Here is a 16567-nt window from a genome sequence, read left to right as displayed (position 1 = left end):
GATGCCCGTCGAGTGCGGGGAACTACAACGGTGTGAGTTGTGGGGAGCATGTGGCATCGGCCTCGAACTGAGGCTTTTCGTTCCCCGTCTTCCGGGCGAGTTTCCACAGGGCGAACTCTTATTGCACAGTGTTTACCGGCGTGTCTGATTGTTATCCACAGGTTATCCACACTGTGAGACTGGAACGTTTCCATCACCGGTCAGATCGACTTGTAGCGGTGGTTCTGCTTGATTCGGCTGGTGAGCTCGGTCACCTGGTTGTAGATGGAGCGACGTTCTTTCATGAGCTCACTGATCTTCTTATTGGCATACATGACCGTGGTGTGGTCCCGGTTACCGAACAGCTGGCCGATCTTGGGCAGAGAAAGATTGGTCATCTCTCGGCACAGGTACATTGCGATCTGGCGAGCTGTGGCAACGGCTTGCGAGCGAGATGATCCGTAGAGGTCATCGACCGTGAGTTTGAAGTACTCGGCGGTGTGATTGATGATGTCCACCGGCGCGATGACATTGTCGTCGTCGAGCGTGATGAGATCTTTCAGCACCGTTTGCACGAGCGCGAGGTCTACGGGGGTGCGATTGAGGCTAGCGAATGCGGTGACTCGGATGAGAGTCCCCTCGAGTTCGCGGATGTTCGAGGATACCTTCGTGGCCATGTACTCGAGGATTTCCGCGCTCACCTGGAGGTTCTCGCTTTGCGCTTTTTTCCTCAGGATGGCGATGCGGGTTTCGAGGTCCGGAGCCTGTACATCGGTGATGAGGCCCCACTCGAAGCGCGAACGCATGCGGTCTTCGAAACCGGTAAGGGCCTTTGGCGGCAGGTCACTGGTGATGACCACCTGCTTGTTGTGGTCGTGAAGCGTATTGAAAGTGTGGAAGAAGGCTTCCTGGGTCTCAACGGCGCGCTGAAGAAACTGGATATCGTCGATGAGGAGAATATCGATCTCGCGGTAGCGCGACTGGAAGACCGAGGCGCGGTTGTTAGCGATCGAGTTGATGAAGTCGTTGGTGAACTCTTCCGAACTCACGTAGCGCACGCGGATGCCCGGGTACAGGCTTTCCGCATAGTGGCCGATCGCGTGGAGGAGGTGGGTCTTGCCGAGCCCGGAGTCGCCATAGATGAAGAGCGGGTTGTAGGCCTTGGCTGGGGCCTCGGCCACTGCCACCGCCGCGGCATGAGCGAAGCGGTTGGAGCTACCGATGACAAAGTTGTCGAAGTTGTACTTGGGGTTCAGTCTCGAGTCCGCGCGGCGGGCCCCGGACGGGATTCCTTCCGACTGCGGCACAGGGGCGGCCAGCTGCTCGATATAAGGCTGTTCCACGGTCGGGCCGTTAGGTTGGCCGAGCGCGTCGTGTGCGATCTCGGGGTTGACGACGATTGCAAAATTACTCACCGACTCTTCTCCATCGAGGCCGGTGATCGCGTTGAGCAGGGGAAGGCGGATGCGCTGTTCGAGCATTCCGCGGGTGAGATCGTTGGGCACTTCAAGGTAGAGGGTGCCGGCCATCACACCTTTTGGTTCAACAAGGCTGAGGAAGCCCTGTAATTGGGGTGTAATCCGCTCATCATCGCGCAGGGTGGTGAGCACGGATTTCCAGATCTCCTGGGTCGAATCCGTGATGTCCGTCATTGTTTCCTCGCTGTGATCGGGAGTAGTTATGCACAGGTTTATCCACCGTCTGTGCAGTCACACCACCTTAGTTCCGGTCGCATGTCGCTGCCACGTCGACTTCGAAGGAGTGGGGATAATGCGCCGGATCGCTCCAGAGTTTGACCGCAGCACTTTAAGACCGTATTTTTAATCAGTTGACTTCAGCCTGACGGCTCACCTTCACTTCGCTGGCTTCCTGGCTCTTACCGAGCTGGCCATCCGGAGTTCTGACACGCGAGAGATTTAAACCATGAGCAAGAGAACCTTCCAGCCGAACAACCGGCGCCGCGCCAAGGTGCACGGATTCCGCTTGAGAATGCGCACCCGCGCCGGCCGCGCCATCCTCGGTGCGCGTCGCCGCAAGGGGCGCACCGAACTCTCCGCGTAGTCAAACCCTGTGTTGGCCAAAGCCAACCGGCTTGTCCGGGCTGACGACTATCGACGCCTTGTGCGGCGAGGTCGGCGAGTGGCTACCCGTTTCGCCCTGGTCTATCTCAGTGTTGGTAACCCGTGCCTGCCCCCTCGGTTTGGCTTCATCGTCGCTAAAACGGTAGGCGTGGCGGTGGATCGCAACCTGGTTCGACGGCGTCTCAAGGCAGTGACCTTTGCGGCGATCCCGGATCTCCCCCCGGGTACGGAGGTTGTGATCAGGGCCTTACCAGGCGCAGCGCAGGCTGGCTGGGATACTCTGCGTTTTGAACTCTCGGGGGTTCTGGGCGGAGGAGTGACACGAGCGTGAATTCCGTCGCTGCATTTGTGCTTCTCCTCCCCCGCAACCTCAGCGTGTTAGTTTTGCGGCTCTACCGGGTCGCGATCTCGCCGCTTTATGGTGACGTTTGTCGCTACTATCCGTCCTGTTCTTCCTACGCACTCCAGGCAATTCAGCAGTACGGTGTCGCTCGCGGCAGCTGGATGGGAATGCGCCGGATCGCGCGTTGTCACCCCTGGGCAGCTGGTGGAGTGGATGACGTGCCGCAGCGCCCAGAGAGTAAAAATGGGCATAAGTATGCGGTGACGCGGTTCGGTTTCGTTGTATCGATGGCCACGGAAAGGTGACCTAAGTCCATGAACATCATCGACACGATTCTCTGGCCGATCAAATGGGTGGTCGAGCTGATCCTGGTGGCATTCCACGAGCTGTGGAGTTTCATCGGACTCGACCCGAATGCCGGTCTGACCTGGGTTTTATCTATCGTCGGGCTCGTTCTCGTCATCCGCGCAGCTCTCATCCCTATCTTCGTTCGTCAGATCAAGAGCCAGCGGCGGATGCTGGAAGTCGCGCCTCAGCTCAAGAAGATCCAGGACAAGTACAAGGGAAAAAAAGACCAATTCTCCCGTGAAGCGATGTCGCGCGAGACCATGGAGCTGTACAAGAAGACCGGCACCAACCCGCTCAGCTCGTGCCTTCCGCTCCTTCTCCAGATGCCCATCTTCTTCAGTCTGTTCTCGGTGCTTCATAACGCCCAGACCGGCGTGGTTGGGGTTGGCCTGCTGAACCCAGCCCTGTCGAAGTCCTTCGGAACGTCGTCGCTGTTTGATATCGCCCCCCTACACCTCGCCATCAGCACAGCGGGCGGCAATCCTGCTGTCATCGTGATTGCGATCATCATGATCATCCTGATGACCGGGTCCCAATTCATCACCCAGTTGCAAATCATGTCGAAGAACCAATCGGCCGAGATGAAGGCCAGCCCGATGTTCAAGCAGCAGCGCATCCTGCTGTACCTGCTGCCCCTGGTTTTTGCCTTCTCTGGTTACACCTTCCCGCTCGGCGTGATGTTCTATTGGCTCGTTTCCAACTTCTGGACCATGGGCCAGCAGTTCCTGGTGATTCGCAATATGCCCACACCCGGAAGCGAAGCGGCACTGCAGCGTGAGTCGCGCATGGCGAAGAAGGCCCAGCGTCGTGGATTCTCAATTATCGAGGACCAGCCCCTCACGGTTGACGAAGCCAAGATCAACACCCAGCGGGTCCAGCCGGTGAATAAGAATCGCGCGAAGAAAACCGGCAACAAAAAATAGCGCGCATCAGCCTTTCATCATTCGCTTCCCGAGAAAGAGAGCTTCGCCATGTCAGAGACCATTCCCCCACCCAGCACCGACGCTGACGTCGATACCGCTGATGTCGCCGGAAACACCATTGCTGATGGAGCCGTGAGTGCAAAGGTCGGCCTCGCGGATGCGTCAGGTTCGAATGATGCGGTTCGTACGGTAACCCAGTTGGAAGAGGAGGGGGAGATCGCCGCCGACTACATCGAGGAGTTACTCGACATCACCGACCTCGATGGAGACATCGACATTGACGCTCGTGATGGCCGTGCCTACCTCTCCGTCAACTCGAGCCAGGAGAGCAACCTTCGTTTGCTGTCGAAGCCGGAGACAGTCAATGCTCTGCAGGAGCTCACCAGAATCGCCGTGCAGGCGAAGACGGGCGTGTTCTCGCGTCTCATTTTGGATGTTGGCGGATCGCGTCAGGCGCGGGAAGCAGAGCTTGCGCAGCTCGTTGAGCGGGCCGCGGAGCGGGTCGAGGGTGGTGCACAGTCGGCGTCCCTGCCCTCGATGTCTTCATACGAACGAAAATTGGTGCATGACCTGGTAGCCGCCCGCGGCCTTGTCTCCCAGTCCGAGGGTGAAGGCTCGGATCGCCATACCGTCATCACCCGCGCATAGTTTCACGTGAAACATTCCGCGTTGCGGGCCAGCTTTGTCAGCGGAAGACGGTAGAGGGGCATTTGATGGAAATGAGCGTCGAGGCAGAGCCAGCCGCAGCTGGGACGCTGTTCGGTGCTCGCATCGATCGCGCACGGCAGTTTACGGCCGACCTCGCCTCCCGAGGGGAAGAGCTTGGACTGGTTGGTCCGCTGGAGATTCCACGTCTCTGGACCAGGCACATCCTGAATTGTGCTCTTCTCGCTCCCCTCCTCAAGCCGGGTCGCGTGGGTGACATTGGTAGCGGCGCTGGGCTTCCCGGACTGGTGCTGGCGATAGCCCGGCCCGATGTCCAGTTCATCCTGATCGAGCCGATGGAGCGCCGGGTCGACTGGTTACAGCGTGAATCCGCAGCGCTTGAGCTCGATAACGTCGAGGTCGTTCGTGCCCGCGCCGAAGAAGCGAAGCTTTCTCCCTGGTTAGACCAGGCCACCGCGCGAGCAGTGAGTGCCCTGTCCAAGCTGATCCCGCTGACAGTGCCGCTCGTGCGATCAGGGGGTGAGCTGCTGTTTCTCAAAGGGGCGAGCGTCGAAGCGGAGATCGAAGCGGCCTCACCGGTGATTCGTCGTACGCGACTGGCGGACGTCGAGGTGCTCACGCTCGGCGGCGGGCTTATGGCAGAAGTGACACGCGTCTTTCGGGCTACAGTTGACTAATCGTTCGTAGCAATTGATTCAAGCGGCTATCTTGTGTGGGAACCACTCGCGGGCTTCCTGAATTTTTCCGTCGGCACGTATTCTGCTTGGCCAGGTCGAGCATGACCAACCACCAGATCGAGAAGGTTTCACGTGAAACATCCGAATGACGACGGTACGCGCGTCGACTATGCCGCGGAGATCTACGCGGCGATGTTGAACGACACCGGGGTGACGAGTGACGCCCAACAGGTGAGCGACGTCATTGATCCCCCCGAGGAGACTCCGCGCGCGGAGAGTGCCGACATGCCAGCCGTCCCTGGGGAAGCCTCGGGAGCGACTAGCCCGGGTCCAGCTCCCGCGAAGCAAGCACCGCTTTCCTTTGGTGATACGCCTCTGGCTCGTGAACTCTCGGAGATAACCCGACGGAGGCAGGCTCTCGCCGCCGAGGTGCTGCCACTGCCGGCGAAGACGAGGGTTTTCACGGTTGCGAACCAGAAGGGCGGTGTGGGCAAGACCACCACTACCGTCAACCTTGCCGCCGCGCTCGCGCGCAGTGGCGCGCGGGTATTGGTCATTGATCTCGATCCGCAGGGAAACGCATCCACGGCGCTTGGTATTGAGCACCGCTCCGAAACGGTGAGCGTCTACGAGGTGATCATCAACGACGAGCCTGTCGTTAATGTGATCCAGAAAAGTCCCGACTTCGAGACGCTTTTCTGTGTGCCAGCGACAATTCACCTGGCCGGCGCGGAAATCGAACTCGTGTCAATGGTGGCGCGCGAACAGCGTCTGCGCACGGCGCTCGAGAAGTTCCTCGAGGAGAGCGATGAGCCTTTCCATTACGTCTTCATCGACTGCCCCCCGTCCCTGGGACTGCTGACCATTAACGCCTTCGTCGCAGCCCAGGAGGTGCTCATTCCCATCCAGTGTGAGTACTACGCGCTGGAGGGCTTGAGCCAGCTGCTCACAAACATCAAGCTCATCGAACGCCACCTCAACCCAGTGCTCATGGTCTCCACGATTCTGCTCACGATGTACGACTCTCGTACCAACTTGGCCAACCAAGTGGCGCAGGATGTGCGCGACCATTTTCCCGAGCAGGTGCTGGCAACACTCATCCCTCGGTCGGTGCGAATATCTGAAGCTCCCAGCTATGGTCAGACAGTGATCAGCTACGACGCAAATTCACCCGGCTCTCTGTCCTATCTCGAAGCCGCTGCCGAAATCGCCCGAAGAGGAGCCCCGCACTGATGGCCGCACCAAAACGAACCGGACTGGGGCGTGGTATCGGGGCGCTCATCCCGAGCGATCTCGGGAGCCCCGCTCGCCCTGTCGATGTGTTCTTCCCCACCTCTTCGGCGGAGGTCGTGAATGTGGCGGCGGACCGGCTCGTCAGTGTTCCTGGGGCGAGGTTGGCCAACCTCTCCCCAAGCGACATCGTTCCGAACGCCGCGCAGCCCCGAACGAGCTTCGTTCAGGAGGACCTCGACGAACTTGTCGCGTCAATTCGTGAAGTCGGGGTTCTGCAGCCGATCGTGGTGCGCCCCCTCGCCGGTGCCCTTGCCGGTGAGCCGCAGTACGAGTTGGTCATGGGTGAGCGTCGATTGCGGGCGAGCAAGCTACTCGGCCTCGAGAGCATTCCGGCCGTCGTCAAGAACACCGCGGATGACGCGATGCTGCGTGATGCCCTTCTTGAGAACCTGCACCGCGCGAACCTCAATCCGCTGGAGGAGGCCTCCGCCTATCAGCAGCTTCTGGCCGACTTCGGAATCACGCAGAACGAGCTCGCCACGCGTATCGGCCGATCCCGCCCGCAGATCACGAACACGATCCGCCTGCTACGGCTCCCGATCGTGGTGCAGAACCGGGTCGCTGCTGGGGTGCTCAGCGCGGGGCATGCCCGCGCCATTCTTTCGGCCGGTGACGAGGCGACGATGGAACGGCTCGCCGACAAGATCGTGAACGAGGACCTTTCGGTGCGGGCCGCGGAAGCGGCGGCCGGGCTGTTGACGACAAAGCTATCCCGCGCGGGTAAACCAAGCGCGGGGCGTCGTCAGGGCCACCTCGATGAGATCGCGGAACGGTTGGGTGACCGGCTCAATACCCGTGTGAAAGTGAGCCTCGGTTCACGCAAGGGAACCATTGTGATCGACTTCGCTACAGTGGCTGACCTCAACCGCATTCTCGCAGAACTCAAAGAGCCTGGATTCGGCTAAACCCCTGTTCAGCGCGGTGTTTTGTTTCTATTTCGAGTCTCGTATCGCCGTCTCGGCGAGAGCCGAATAGACCCATCCGATGTCGTGTCCGGCGGCTTCGAGTGCCAGTGGCAACAGGGAGGTCTCGGTAAGTCCTGGCAGCACATTCGCCTCGAGGAACCAGGGGACCCCCCCGGCATCCACGATGAGGTCGACGCGCGAGATGTGGCGAAGTCCGAGCGCGCGGTGGGCGAGGAGCGCCACTTCAGCCGCCGCCTCCGAGACCTCGTCGCTCAGTCGTGCCGGGGTGTAGAAACGGGTCTCGCCGGCGTTATATTTCGCTTCAAAACTGTAGACACCGGAGAGGGGTTTGATTTCCACCGCCGGCAGTGCGACAGGTCCGTCTCCCGTGTCGATCACGCTGATCGCGATCTCGCTACCGACGACACGGTGCTCTACTATCGCGACGTCGCAATAGGTGTAAGCGTCCACCATGGCACGGGGGAGATCGTCTCGGTCATCCACAAGCGTGACGCCCTGGGCGGAACCACCCTGGGCTGGCTTCACCACGAGGGGGACGGGAAGGCCATCCGCGAGGCTGTCGAGCACGCTTTTCGCCCCGAGCTCGCGGAAGGTGTCCCGGGACAAAGCGATCGAGAGCGGCGTCGATACCCCGGCACGCGACACGAGCACCTTCGCAGTCGGCTTGTCCCAGGCGAGACGGGCCGAGTCCGAGGTTGAACCGACAAAGGGGATGCCGATGAAATCGAGTAGGCCGCGCAGGGCGCCATCCTCACCACTTGCGCCGTGCAGCGCCGGCCAGACCACGTCGGGTCGGGTGTCGGCGAGAAAGGCGAGGAGCGAGGCATCCGGGTCCCGGAGCGTCACGCTGATGCCGTGCTCCTGCAGGCGGTCTGCCACCTGGCGGCCGGAGCGCAATGACACGTCACGCTCGTGAGAAATACCGCCCGCAAGAACGACGACGGTTCGCACCGGGGTGGAGGGGGCCATCGACTAACCGATGTTCGACGGGGGGCTGGCAATCCCCAGCTTGAGAGGAATGGTCGCCAGTGGCGAAGTCTGCGAGAAGGTGCTCAGCAGGTCGAGCTCTCCGTTTATGACGACGGACAGTCGGCGGATTCCTTCCCGGATGAAATCCGGTGTCGGATAACAAAACGAGAGCCGCATGTTGTTGCGCCCGTTGCCATCGGCGTAGAACGCTGTACCCGGTGTGTAGGCCACCAGCTCCTTGACCGCGCGAGGGAGCATCGCCTTGGAGTCCATGTGGTCGGGCAGGGTAACCCACACGTAGAAGCCGCCAGTGGGCACCGTCCAGGAAAGCTGCGGAAGGTATTCGGCGAGGGCAGCTAGCATGGCGTCTCGCCGATCGCGATAGATGTCGCGGAAGGTATTGATCTGGCCCTTCCAATCCGCAGTGGCCAGATATTCGGAGATCATGAGCTGACTGAATGAACTCGGAGAGAGCACGGCCGCTTCGTTGGCGAGGATCAGCTTCTCACGAATCGCGTGCGGGGCGAGTGCCCAGCCCACTCGGAAGCCGGGAGCGAGAGTCTTCGAGAAGGTGCCGAGGTAGACGACTCCGTCCTCATCGACTGATCGCATCGCCTGCGGAGGCGGAGAATCAAAGTAGAGCAACCCGTAGGGGTTGTCTTCGAGCACGAGTATGTCGCTCGCCCGGCAGATCTCGAGGATCTCGAGTCGGCGCTCCCAGGTGAGCGTCACACCGGCCGGATTGCTGAACGAGGGGATCGTGTACAAGAACTTGATGGTCTTACCGGCGGCCTTAAGGCGTGAGATCGCCTGACGAAGCGCCTCGGGGATTAAGCCGTGCTCATCCATCGGAACGTGATTGATGTCGGCCTGGAACGAGTTGAACACGACCATGGCTGTGACGTAGCTCGGGCCCTCCGCCAGCACGACGTCGCCGGGGTTGATGAACAGTTTTGTCACAAGCTCTAGGGCGTGCTGCGATCCGGTGGTGACGACAACATCGTCAACGCTCGCGCGAATTCCTTCCAGTGCCATCACCTCGAGGATCTGCTCGCGCAGCGCGGGGATACCCTGCCCAGAACTGTACTGAAGGGCTAGCGGACCCTGCGTCGCCATCATCCGTTCGAAGGCCCCCGCGATGAGCTCCGGCGGAAGCCCTGCAACGAAGGGCATGCCCCCGGCGAGAGAGACGACCTCGGGGCGGGAGGCTACGGCGAACAGTGCGCGCACCTCAGAAGCGCTGAGGCCTGCGGTTCGGTCGGCGTACCGGTCGTACCAAGGATCGAGATTCGTGCCGTCGTTCGTGCCGTCGTGTGTCATGGTGTTCCGCGTCGATCGGTGGGGTGAAGATCCAAGAATAGTCGGGGTATCAGAAAAAGTCCGTTCACCCTGTGGTGAACGGACCGGCAACCGAGGGATGCTCCCTCAGACGCGATGCTACTTGAGCCACTCAGCGAAGTCGGCCTCGAGGGCGGGCTTCGGCTTGGCGCCAATGACACTCTTCACGACCACGCCGCCCTTGAACAGCTTCATGGCGGGGATCGAAGTGACCTGGTACTTCGCCGCGATCTGCATGTTGTCGTCGACGTTCACCTTGACGAGCTCAATCTTGTCGGAATGTTCGGCCGCGATCTGGTCGAGGATCGGGCTGACGGCGCGACACGGGCCGCACCATTCGGCCCAGAAGTCCACGAGCACGAGCTTCTCTGAGTCGAGTACGTCGGCCTGGAAGCTGGCGTCGGTCACATCTTTCGCTGTTGACATGGGTTTCTCTCTTTCGTGAGGGTAGTTTTTAGGCCGATACTTTTGCGGGCTCAGGGTCAGCTGTCGCCTTTGCTAGCAGATCTTTTGGGAGCGATGCCAGGTAGTGCTCGGCGTCGAGAGCGGCAACTGTTCCTGACCCGGCGGCCGTGACGGCTTGGCGGTAGGTGGGATCGAGCACATCGCCCGCCGCGAACACTCCGGCGAGACTGGTGCGAGAGCTGCGCCCCTCCACCGCAATGGTGCCTTCGGCGGTGAAGTCAAGCATTCCGTGCACAAGGTGGGTGCGCGGGTCGGCACCGATCGCGATGAACAGTCCGCTGAGGTCGAGGGTCGACTCCGAGCCATCCACCGTATTGCGGAGACCAATACCGGTGACTGCAGTGTCGCCATAGATGTGCTCGACGGTCTGGTTGAAAAGGAACTCAATCTTAGGATTCTCAAAAGAGCGGTCCTGCATTGTCTTTGAGGCTCGGAGAGAGTCGCTGCGGTGGACCACATAGACCTTGTCGGCAAACTTCGTGAGGAAGTTGGCCTCCTCCATCGCCGAGTCGCCCCCGCCCACGACCGCGATGGTCTTCTTGCGGAAGAAGAAGCCGTCACAGGTGGCGCACCACGAGACGCCGTGGCCGCTGAGTCGCTCTTCATCGTCCAGTCCCAGCTTGCGGTAGGCGGAGCCGGTGGCGAAGATCACGGAGAGCGCCTGGTGCACGTCGCCGTTGCCGAGGGTGACGGTCTTGACGTCACCGCTGAGGTCGAGGGACGTCACGTCGTCGAGCACGATCTGAGTGCCGAATCGCTCGGCCTGCGCTTGGAACGCGGCCATGAGATCCGGTCCCATGATGCCCTCGGGAAACCCGGGGTAGTTTTCGACCTCCGTGGTCTTCATGAGTTCGCCACCGGCCTCAACCGAGCTCGCTATGAGCAGGGGGCGCAGGTTGGCTCGAGCGGCATAGATCGCCGCGGTGTAGCCGGCAGGACCGGAACCGATGATGATGGTCTGGCGCAACTTCACACAACTCCTTGGGCGGCATGGGGTCGGTCTGTGCCCGACCCATTTGCATACTTAACACATTCTATTCGTTCGATATTCCGCGAATCTGAAGTGCTGAAAACTGTCCTAACGCCCGCGCCGGAACCGGGCGGTGAGAGTGCTGGTGACAGCGGCGAGCTCGGGGTTGCGAAATGCCGCGAGCAATCCAAAGTAGACGGTGGACATCACTACACCGTCGGCGACTATGGACACGAATGCCGGTGCCAGGCCGGAAACCGCGAACCCGGTCGGTGACAGCCCCCCGAAGAGCGCGAGAACTCCGAAGCCGACCGCACCGGCGACCAGCGCGAACACCAGGTACTGCACGTGCCGACGGAGCACCAGCCGACCGTCGATTCCGCCGATCCGCTTGCGAACCAGCACAATGGCGACGACTGTCTGGGCGCTACCGGCTGTGGAGGTTACAGCCGCAATCCCCACGCCGATCCATTCGTTGGGCAGGAAGGCTCCACACAGAAGGGCTCCCACAATGAAGAATCCCGACTGCACGCACTGCATGAAAAACGGGGTGCGCGTGTCCCCGAGCGCGTAGAACACCCGCTGGAGAACGAAGAGGGCACTGAACAGGATTAGCCCGGGCAAGAATGCAAGCAGCACATTGGCCATCGACTGTACGTTCGCGAATCCCGAGGTGAAAAGTCGGGCGAACGGGTAGGCGACGATCGACAGCGCGACCGCAGCAAACACGATGAGAAGACCGATGGACCGCAGTGATGCCGAGAGGTCACTGCGCATTCCGGCGAGGTCCCCGGTGCTGGCATGCCCACTCATCCGGGTGAAGTAGACGGTGGCGATCGAAACCGCGATCACCGAATGCGGCAGCATGAAGATGAGCCAGCTGTACTGCAGCACTGAGACCGACGCGTCCTGGCCAGAGGCGATCGATGCAACACGACTCTGAAAGACACCGGCGATCTGAGTGATGAGGATCATTCCGAAGAGCCACCCGGCGGCTTTTCCCGTCGCGGCCAGTCCTACCCCACGCCAGTGGAAATCGGGGCGATAGCGCAGCCCGGCACGCCGCCAGAAGAGGAACAGGATGAATGCCTGGGCCGCGACGGCAAGCGTCGTTATTGCCCCGAGTATCGCGACCTTTCCGGGATCCCAATCGGCGACAGCGCCATTGGAGGCCTTGGCACCAAACAGGGCCATGAAGAGAACGAGCCCGGCGATACTGACGACGTTGTTGAGTGCCGGCGCCCAGGTGAATGGCCCGAAAACGCGACGGGCGTTGAGCACTTCGCTGAGAAGGCTGTAGAGCGCATAGAAGAAAATCTGGGGAAGACACCAGTAGGCGAAGGCGGTGGCAAGGGCCAGCGCTTCCGAAGTGAAGCCCCGCCCACTGCTCGACGGCTGCGCATAGAGAGCGACGAGGGCGGGGGCCGCGAGAGTCGCTGCGAGAGTGACAACGGCGAAGACCATGATCCCGAGTGTGACGACGCGATTGATGAACTGCTGGCCGCCGTCATGATCGGCGGCGGCACGCACGATCTGCGGCACGAGCACGGCGCTCAACACGCCACCCGCGACGAGTGCGTAGATGTTGTTGGGCAATTGGTTACCGATGGCGAAAGTATCACCGGCGGCGAATGTGCCAATAGCCGCAGCGAGAACGATGGTGCGCACGAACCCGAGCACACGCGACACGATGGTGCCGGCGGCGAGGATTGCGCTCGCGCGCCCCATTCCGCCCACCGCCGCCCTGCCTTCGGCGGTCGTCATGAGGTCGAGGGGCCGGGGTCTGCACCGTTTCCGTTGGGCTCGGGGGCATCCCTGACCCGCTTCAATTTTCGTCGTTTGGCGACCGTGCGGTAGATACCGAAGCCGAACACCCCGAAGACGAACACAGCGACAACGGCGGTGAAGGCCGTTTCCCACCCGGCTTGCACGTCAACGTCGATGGTCGTCGGCGTGGTGATCTGCACGTTGGTGGCACTCGACAGCGACACCGTGAGCGTGACCGGTCCATTGGCGTTGGAGGTGACGGGAACAGTGGTCTTCGCCTGGGATTGCGCCTCTACGACGAGCTCGACCCGGTCTTTGTCGATCGTGATGATGTTGGAGGGGGAGCGCACGCTCACGTAGACGGTGACCGGCCACGGCAACTCGTTGGTCACGGTAATGGGAAGCGGACTGTTGCGAGAGGTGAAGACGGTCGCGCTGCTTCGAGCGATAGTCACCGATTTCGTAACATATCGATTCGATTTGACGAGGTACTTCTGTGTGGCCGTCGCCCAGGTTTCGACCCCGGTCCAGGAGTTGGACAGGAGTGCAAGGAGTGTGAGGCGGCGCTCACCGGTGATCCGGGTCGGATCGGTGAGCACCGAGGAAAAGCTGTTGGCGGTAGTCTCCGCGGCAAGGAGCGCGGAGACGGCCGAAATGCGGCCAGCCGGCTCGGGTCGGGCGGTCACGGTGGCGGCTGTCGGAAGCACTGCCGAGCCACTACCGAACGCGGCATCCGCCTCTGAGAGCGACGCAGCTGTCGCCCAGGGAAGTGTCGCCAGAGCGGCGAGCGTTTGAACGAGCCGCGCGTCGGAGCCGGATCGAGAGCGGTCGAAGGCGGCGAGAAGAGTGCGGGTTGCGGCGGGACGTTCAAGGGAAATTACGGCGATCGCGCTCGATAGTTCAGAGATCGCCTTCGCCCAGAGTGCAGGCGTTGACGCCTCTACCGCCGCGTTCAGGTATGCCGACAGGGCATCGTCCGAGACGAGTGCGGGGTGCTTGCCGACGAGTGCGGCGGAACTGGGAGTGTAGGTCAGATCACCGTAACCGACATTGCCGGAACCCAGGATCGTGGTAGTCAGGCCGCCGGTTTCGAAACTGGCGAGGTCTCCCTCGACCACGCTGCCGCTCGCCGGCCACGCCACTGCGGGCAGGGTGTAGCCGAAAGACTGGAGTGAGGCGAGATCGGGCAATGGCGTCACGGTCGTACCTCCGCTACCGCCGGTCGGACCTGGCGAAGGAGTAGGGCTCGCCTGGTCAGACGGAAGCGCGGTCGGGGAGCCGGGGAACAGTGTCGTGTCGATGGGAAAGCTGGTCGGGGCAAGGAGGCGTGGCGCTTTCGCCTGGCTGGCCGCGGCCAGATCAGAGTCGGCATAGCTCAGGGCGAAAGTGTCGTTCGAGACGGACTCAAGGCGGCTGAGCCAGGTCTTGGCCGTGGGGGGCGCCGAATCTCCCAGGATGCGAATCGAGGCCAGGATGCGCGGGTCGATCGCGATCGCGATGTCCGGCTGGTCGAATATGGCGTCGAGCTGGCGGGCGAGCAAGCCGCCATCCGCGGTGTACACGGCGAGAAGGTCGCGGGGGATGAGGCCATCCGAACCCTGCGGAACAGTAAGTGGCATCACAAGAGCGAGACGGGTCGACTGCACGCCGGTGCCCGGATTCCAGACGATGCTGCTGCGTGCCTGTCCGACCTCAGAACCGACGGACGTAACGCGCACGGCGAGAGTCCGGGCTCCCCAGGCTGCGGCCTGTGCACCAAAATTGATGGATGCAGCTGGCACGGTGAACTGCATCGGAACGGTGCGCCCCGCCGGCACCTCCGGCGTCGTGGTGGTCAACACCTCGGTACCGAGGGCGTCGTCGCTGGAGGTGGAGGCCGGAGCGAGCCAGCTCGAAAGTTCGGCGCGGGAGCGCACCGCCGAGCGATTGAGGCGGATGCTCGCGGATCCAGCCACGATGGATTTCGCTGAGGGATTGAAAATGGTCCCCGTGATCACCAGGTCTTGCCCGGGGGCGAGCAGCCCATTCGACGACGGAGCGAAAGTGAGCACCGCTTTGGCATCATCCGCAGCGTGCACGGATGTGTGGCTGATCACTGGCACGATACCGGGCGCGACGACGGCTCCGATGGCAAGGGCCACCGCGAACAGGGATGTGATAAGTCTCATAGCGAAAGGGGAATGGCGAAGCTCGCGCCCCGGCCATCCTCCAGTGATTCTAGAGTCTTGCGCATCGATGTCGTCTGAGGTGCGACCGCGATGCCCACGTCGACGCGCCGGTAGTCTGGGGGGCATGGACAGCGTCGCATCAGCAATTCAGCGGCTGTCGGACCTCGCGTCCACTCCCCACATCTCGCGACTTACGACAGCGTTCAGTGCGGCCGGATTTGAGCTCGCACTCGTCGGCGGACCGGTGCGCGACGCGTTTCTCGACCGTGAACTTGCCGACCTCGACTTCACCACCGACGCGCGACCCGATGACATCTTGGCCGTGGTGAAGCCGATCTCGGACGCTCATTGGGACATTGGCCGCGCCTTCGGCACGATTGGCGCGCGCATTGACGGTCATACCGTCGAGATCACGACCTATCGGTCCGATGCCTACGACGGAGCGACCCGCAAGCCGATAGTCCAGTTCGGTGACACCCTCGAGGCCGACCTGGTCCGCCGAGACTTCACCGTCAACGCCATGGCCCTTCGGCTGCCCGAACGTGTGCTCGTCGACCCCTCCGGCGGCCTGGAAGACCTGGTCGCGAAACGGCTCATCACTCCGGGCGCCCCCGAGCGTTCCTTCGGCGACGACCCGCTCCGGATGATGCGGGCCGCCCGTTTCACGTCGCAATTGGGATTCACTGTGGCGCCGCCGACCGCACTCGCGCTGCACGCCCTCGCGGATCGCATTTCGATGATTTCCGCGGAGCGGGTGAACGAAGAGCTCAGCAAGCTCGTGAGTTCGGCGAACCCGCGGCCGGGGCTTCAGCTGCTGGTCGACTCCGGAATTGCCGCGATCGTGCTGCCCGAGTTGCCTGCGCTGAGGTTGCAGATCGACGAGCACTTCCATCACAAAGACGTTTACGAGCACAGCCTCACCGTGGTCGACCAGGTAATCGAGCTAGAGGAGTCCCGGCATCCGGGTGAGGAACCGGACCTGGTACTGCGCCTTGCGGCGCTTCTTCACGACATCGGCAAACCCGCGACCAAGCGCACGGAGGGTGATGGGGTCGTCACCTTTCACCACCACGATGTGGTCGGTGCGAAGCTCGCGAAGAAGCGACTGAAAGAACTGCGTTACGACAACGACACCGTCACGGCGGTGTCACGACTCATCGAGTTGCATCTGCGGTTCTTCGGCTACACCGAAGGGGCCTGGAGCGATTCCGCGGTGCGTCGGTATGTGCGGGATGCCGGTCCACTGCTCGAGCGGCTCCACATTCTCACCCGGGCTGATGTCACAACGCGCAACCGTCGTAAGGCCGACCGACTGTCCTTCGCCTATGACGACTTGGAACAGCGGATCGCGGCGCTGGGGCAGGAGGAAGAGCTTGCCGCCATCCGCCCAGACCTCGACGGCGAGCAAATCATGCAAATCCTCGGGCTCAGCCCCGGCCGTGAAGTCGGAGAGGCCTACCGGTTCCTGCTCGAACTGCGGCTGGAAGAGGGACCCCTGGGGGCGCATGTCGCTTCCGAGCGCCTGCTCGCGTGGCGGGCCGCCCGACGCTGACACCGCGCGTCGTCGCGCCGCTCTCGTGGCCGACGTCGCGCCGCTCTCGTGGCCGCCGTCGCGCCGCTCTCGTGGATTCGCTTTCTCGGGTACGAAATGCAG

General features: G+C 61.9%; 16 protein-coding genes. 9 read left to right on the top strand and 7 right to left on the bottom strand.

The window, feature by feature from the left end; all coding sequences use genetic code 11:
* Positions 1 to 200: 200 nt before the first annotated feature.
* On the bottom strand, positions 201 to 1631 hold the full coding sequence (gene dnaA / locus RCH11_RS14165) for a chromosomal replication initiator protein DnaA (protein WP_327057661.1): 1431 nt from the start codon (positions 1629 to 1631) through the stop codon (positions 201 to 203).
* A 271-nt stretch (positions 1632 to 1902) separates the two neighbouring features.
* Between dnaA and rpmH the strand changes: the two genes are divergently transcribed.
* The 8 genes from rpmH (at position 1903) to RCH11_RS14125 (ending at position 7215) form a co-directional block, all read left to right on the top strand.
* A complete protein-coding gene (rpmH, locus tag RCH11_RS14160) occupies positions 1903 to 2040 on the top strand; it encodes a 50S ribosomal protein L34 (RefSeq protein WP_010204566.1) in 138 nt (45 codons plus the stop codon).
* A 9-nt stretch (positions 2041 to 2049) separates the two neighbouring features.
* Complete coding sequence (gene rnpA / locus RCH11_RS14155) at positions 2050 to 2391, top strand: ribonuclease P protein component (protein ID WP_327057660.1); 342 nt, start codon at positions 2050 to 2052, stop codon at positions 2389 to 2391.
* Positions 2388 to 2708, top strand: a complete 321-nt coding sequence (gene yidD / locus RCH11_RS14150; protein WP_327057659.1) for a membrane protein insertion efficiency factor YidD — start codon at positions 2388 to 2390, stop codon at positions 2706 to 2708. The genes rnpA and yidD overlap by 4 nt, the downstream gene beginning before the upstream one ends.
* A 9-nt stretch (positions 2709 to 2717) precedes the next feature.
* A complete protein-coding gene (gene yidC / locus RCH11_RS14145; RefSeq protein ID WP_327057658.1) occupies positions 2718 to 3674 on the top strand; it encodes a membrane protein insertase YidC in 957 nt (318 codons plus the stop codon).
* A gap of 48 nt (positions 3675 to 3722) precedes the next feature.
* Entirely contained in the window at positions 3723 to 4322 is a 600-nt protein-coding gene (locus tag RCH11_RS14140) for a Jag family protein (RefSeq protein ID WP_327057657.1), read from the top strand.
* A gap of 65 nt (positions 4323 to 4387) precedes the next feature.
* Positions 4388 to 5017 (top strand): 16S rRNA (guanine(527)-N(7))-methyltransferase RsmG, encoded by a 630-nt coding sequence (gene rsmG / locus RCH11_RS14135; RefSeq protein ID WP_327057656.1) that lies wholly within the window; start codon positions 4388 to 4390, stop codon positions 5015 to 5017.
* A 132-nt stretch (positions 5018 to 5149) separates the two neighbouring features.
* Positions 5150 to 6250 (top strand): AAA family ATPase, encoded by a 1101-nt coding sequence (locus tag RCH11_RS14130; protein ID WP_442789053.1) that lies wholly within the window; start codon positions 5150 to 5152, stop codon positions 6248 to 6250.
* Entirely contained in the window at positions 6250 to 7215 is a 966-nt protein-coding gene (locus RCH11_RS14125) for a ParB/RepB/Spo0J family partition protein (protein WP_327057655.1), read from the top strand. Before RCH11_RS14130 ends, RCH11_RS14125 begins: the two co-directional genes overlap by 1 nt.
* 27 nt (positions 7216 to 7242) lie before the next feature.
* Here RCH11_RS14125 and RCH11_RS14120 read toward each other — a convergent pair whose 3' ends face one another.
* From RCH11_RS14120 to RCH11_RS14095, 6 genes are all read right to left on the bottom strand, one after another.
* Positions 7243 to 8205 (bottom strand): D-alanine--D-alanine ligase family protein, encoded by a 963-nt coding sequence (locus RCH11_RS14120; protein WP_327057654.1) that lies wholly within the window; start codon positions 8203 to 8205, stop codon positions 7243 to 7245.
* Between the two features lie 3 nt (positions 8206 to 8208).
* Positions 8209 to 9525: an aminotransferase-like domain-containing protein gene (locus RCH11_RS14115; RefSeq protein WP_327057653.1), complete on the bottom strand. Its 1317-nt coding sequence runs from the start codon at positions 9523 to 9525 to the stop codon at positions 8209 to 8211.
* A gap of 117 nt (positions 9526 to 9642) precedes the next feature.
* Positions 9643 to 9969 (bottom strand): thioredoxin, encoded by a 327-nt coding sequence (gene trxA, locus RCH11_RS14110; RefSeq protein ID WP_327057652.1) that lies wholly within the window; start codon positions 9967 to 9969, stop codon positions 9643 to 9645.
* A 28-nt stretch (positions 9970 to 9997) separates the two neighbouring features.
* Entirely contained in the window at positions 9998 to 10975 is a 978-nt protein-coding gene (gene trxB, locus RCH11_RS14105) for a thioredoxin-disulfide reductase (RefSeq protein ID WP_327057735.1), read from the bottom strand.
* A 111-nt stretch (positions 10976 to 11086) separates the two neighbouring features.
* Positions 11087 to 12742, bottom strand: a complete 1656-nt coding sequence (gene murJ / locus RCH11_RS14100) for a murein biosynthesis integral membrane protein MurJ (RefSeq protein WP_327057651.1) — start codon at positions 12740 to 12742, stop codon at positions 11087 to 11089.
* Complete coding sequence (locus RCH11_RS14095; protein ID WP_327057650.1) at positions 12739 to 14913, bottom strand: DUF6049 family protein; 2175 nt, start codon at positions 14911 to 14913, stop codon at positions 12739 to 12741. Before RCH11_RS14095 ends, murJ begins: the two co-directional genes overlap by 4 nt.
* A gap of 124 nt (positions 14914 to 15037) precedes the next feature.
* Between RCH11_RS14095 and RCH11_RS14090 the strand changes: the two genes are divergently transcribed.
* Positions 15038 to 16465: a CCA tRNA nucleotidyltransferase gene (locus tag RCH11_RS14090; RefSeq protein ID WP_327057649.1), complete on the top strand. Its 1428-nt coding sequence runs from the start codon at positions 15038 to 15040 to the stop codon at positions 16463 to 16465.
* Positions 16466 to 16567: the final 102 nt, after the last annotated feature.

It is taken from the genome of Glaciihabitans sp. GrIS 2.15 (assembly GCF_035984695.1).
GTDB lineage: Bacteria > Actinomycetota > Actinomycetes > Actinomycetales > Microbacteriaceae > Lacisediminihabitans.
This window is presented reverse-complemented; position numbering and strand designations above follow the sequence as displayed.

What these genes read in the sequence shown, in the direction of transcription:
- murJ (WP_327057651.1), bottom strand. Translation starts at nt 12,742, where the DNA reads ATGACGACCGCCGAAGGCAGGGCGGCGGTGGGCGGAATGGGGCGCGCG.
- trxA (WP_327057652.1), bottom strand. Translation starts at nt 9,969, where the DNA reads ATGTCAACAGCGAAAGATGTGACCGACGCCAGCTTCCAGGCCGACGTA.
- RCH11_RS14120 (WP_327057654.1), bottom strand. Translation starts at nt 8,205, where the DNA reads ATGGCCCCCTCCACCCCGGTGCGAACCGTCGTCGTTCTTGCGGGCGGT.
- RCH11_RS14095 (WP_327057650.1), bottom strand. Translation starts at nt 14,913, where the DNA reads ATGAGACTTATCACATCCCTGTTCGCGGTGGCCCTTGCCATCGGAGCC.
- yidC (WP_327057658.1), top strand. Translation starts at nt 2,718, where the DNA reads ATGAACATCATCGACACGATTCTCTGGCCGATCAAATGGGTGGTCGAG.
- RCH11_RS14140 (WP_327057657.1), top strand. Translation starts at nt 3,723, where the DNA reads ATGTCAGAGACCATTCCCCCACCCAGCACCGACGCTGACGTCGATACC.
- RCH11_RS14115 (WP_327057653.1), bottom strand. Translation starts at nt 9,525, where the DNA reads ATGACACACGACGGCACGAACGACGGCACGAATCTCGATCCTTGGTAC.
- rpmH (WP_010204566.1), top strand. Translation starts at nt 1,903, where the DNA reads ATGAGCAAGAGAACCTTCCAGCCGAACAACCGGCGCCGCGCCAAGGTG.
- dnaA (WP_327057661.1), bottom strand. Translation starts at nt 1,631, where the DNA reads ATGACGGACATCACGGATTCGACCCAGGAGATCTGGAAATCCGTGCTC.
- RCH11_RS14125 (WP_327057655.1), top strand. Translation starts at nt 6,250, where the DNA reads ATGGCCGCACCAAAACGAACCGGACTGGGGCGTGGTATCGGGGCGCTC.
- rsmG (WP_327057656.1), top strand. Translation starts at nt 4,388, where the DNA reads ATGGAAATGAGCGTCGAGGCAGAGCCAGCCGCAGCTGGGACGCTGTTC.
- RCH11_RS14090 (WP_327057649.1), top strand. Translation starts at nt 15,038, where the DNA reads ATGGACAGCGTCGCATCAGCAATTCAGCGGCTGTCGGACCTCGCGTCC.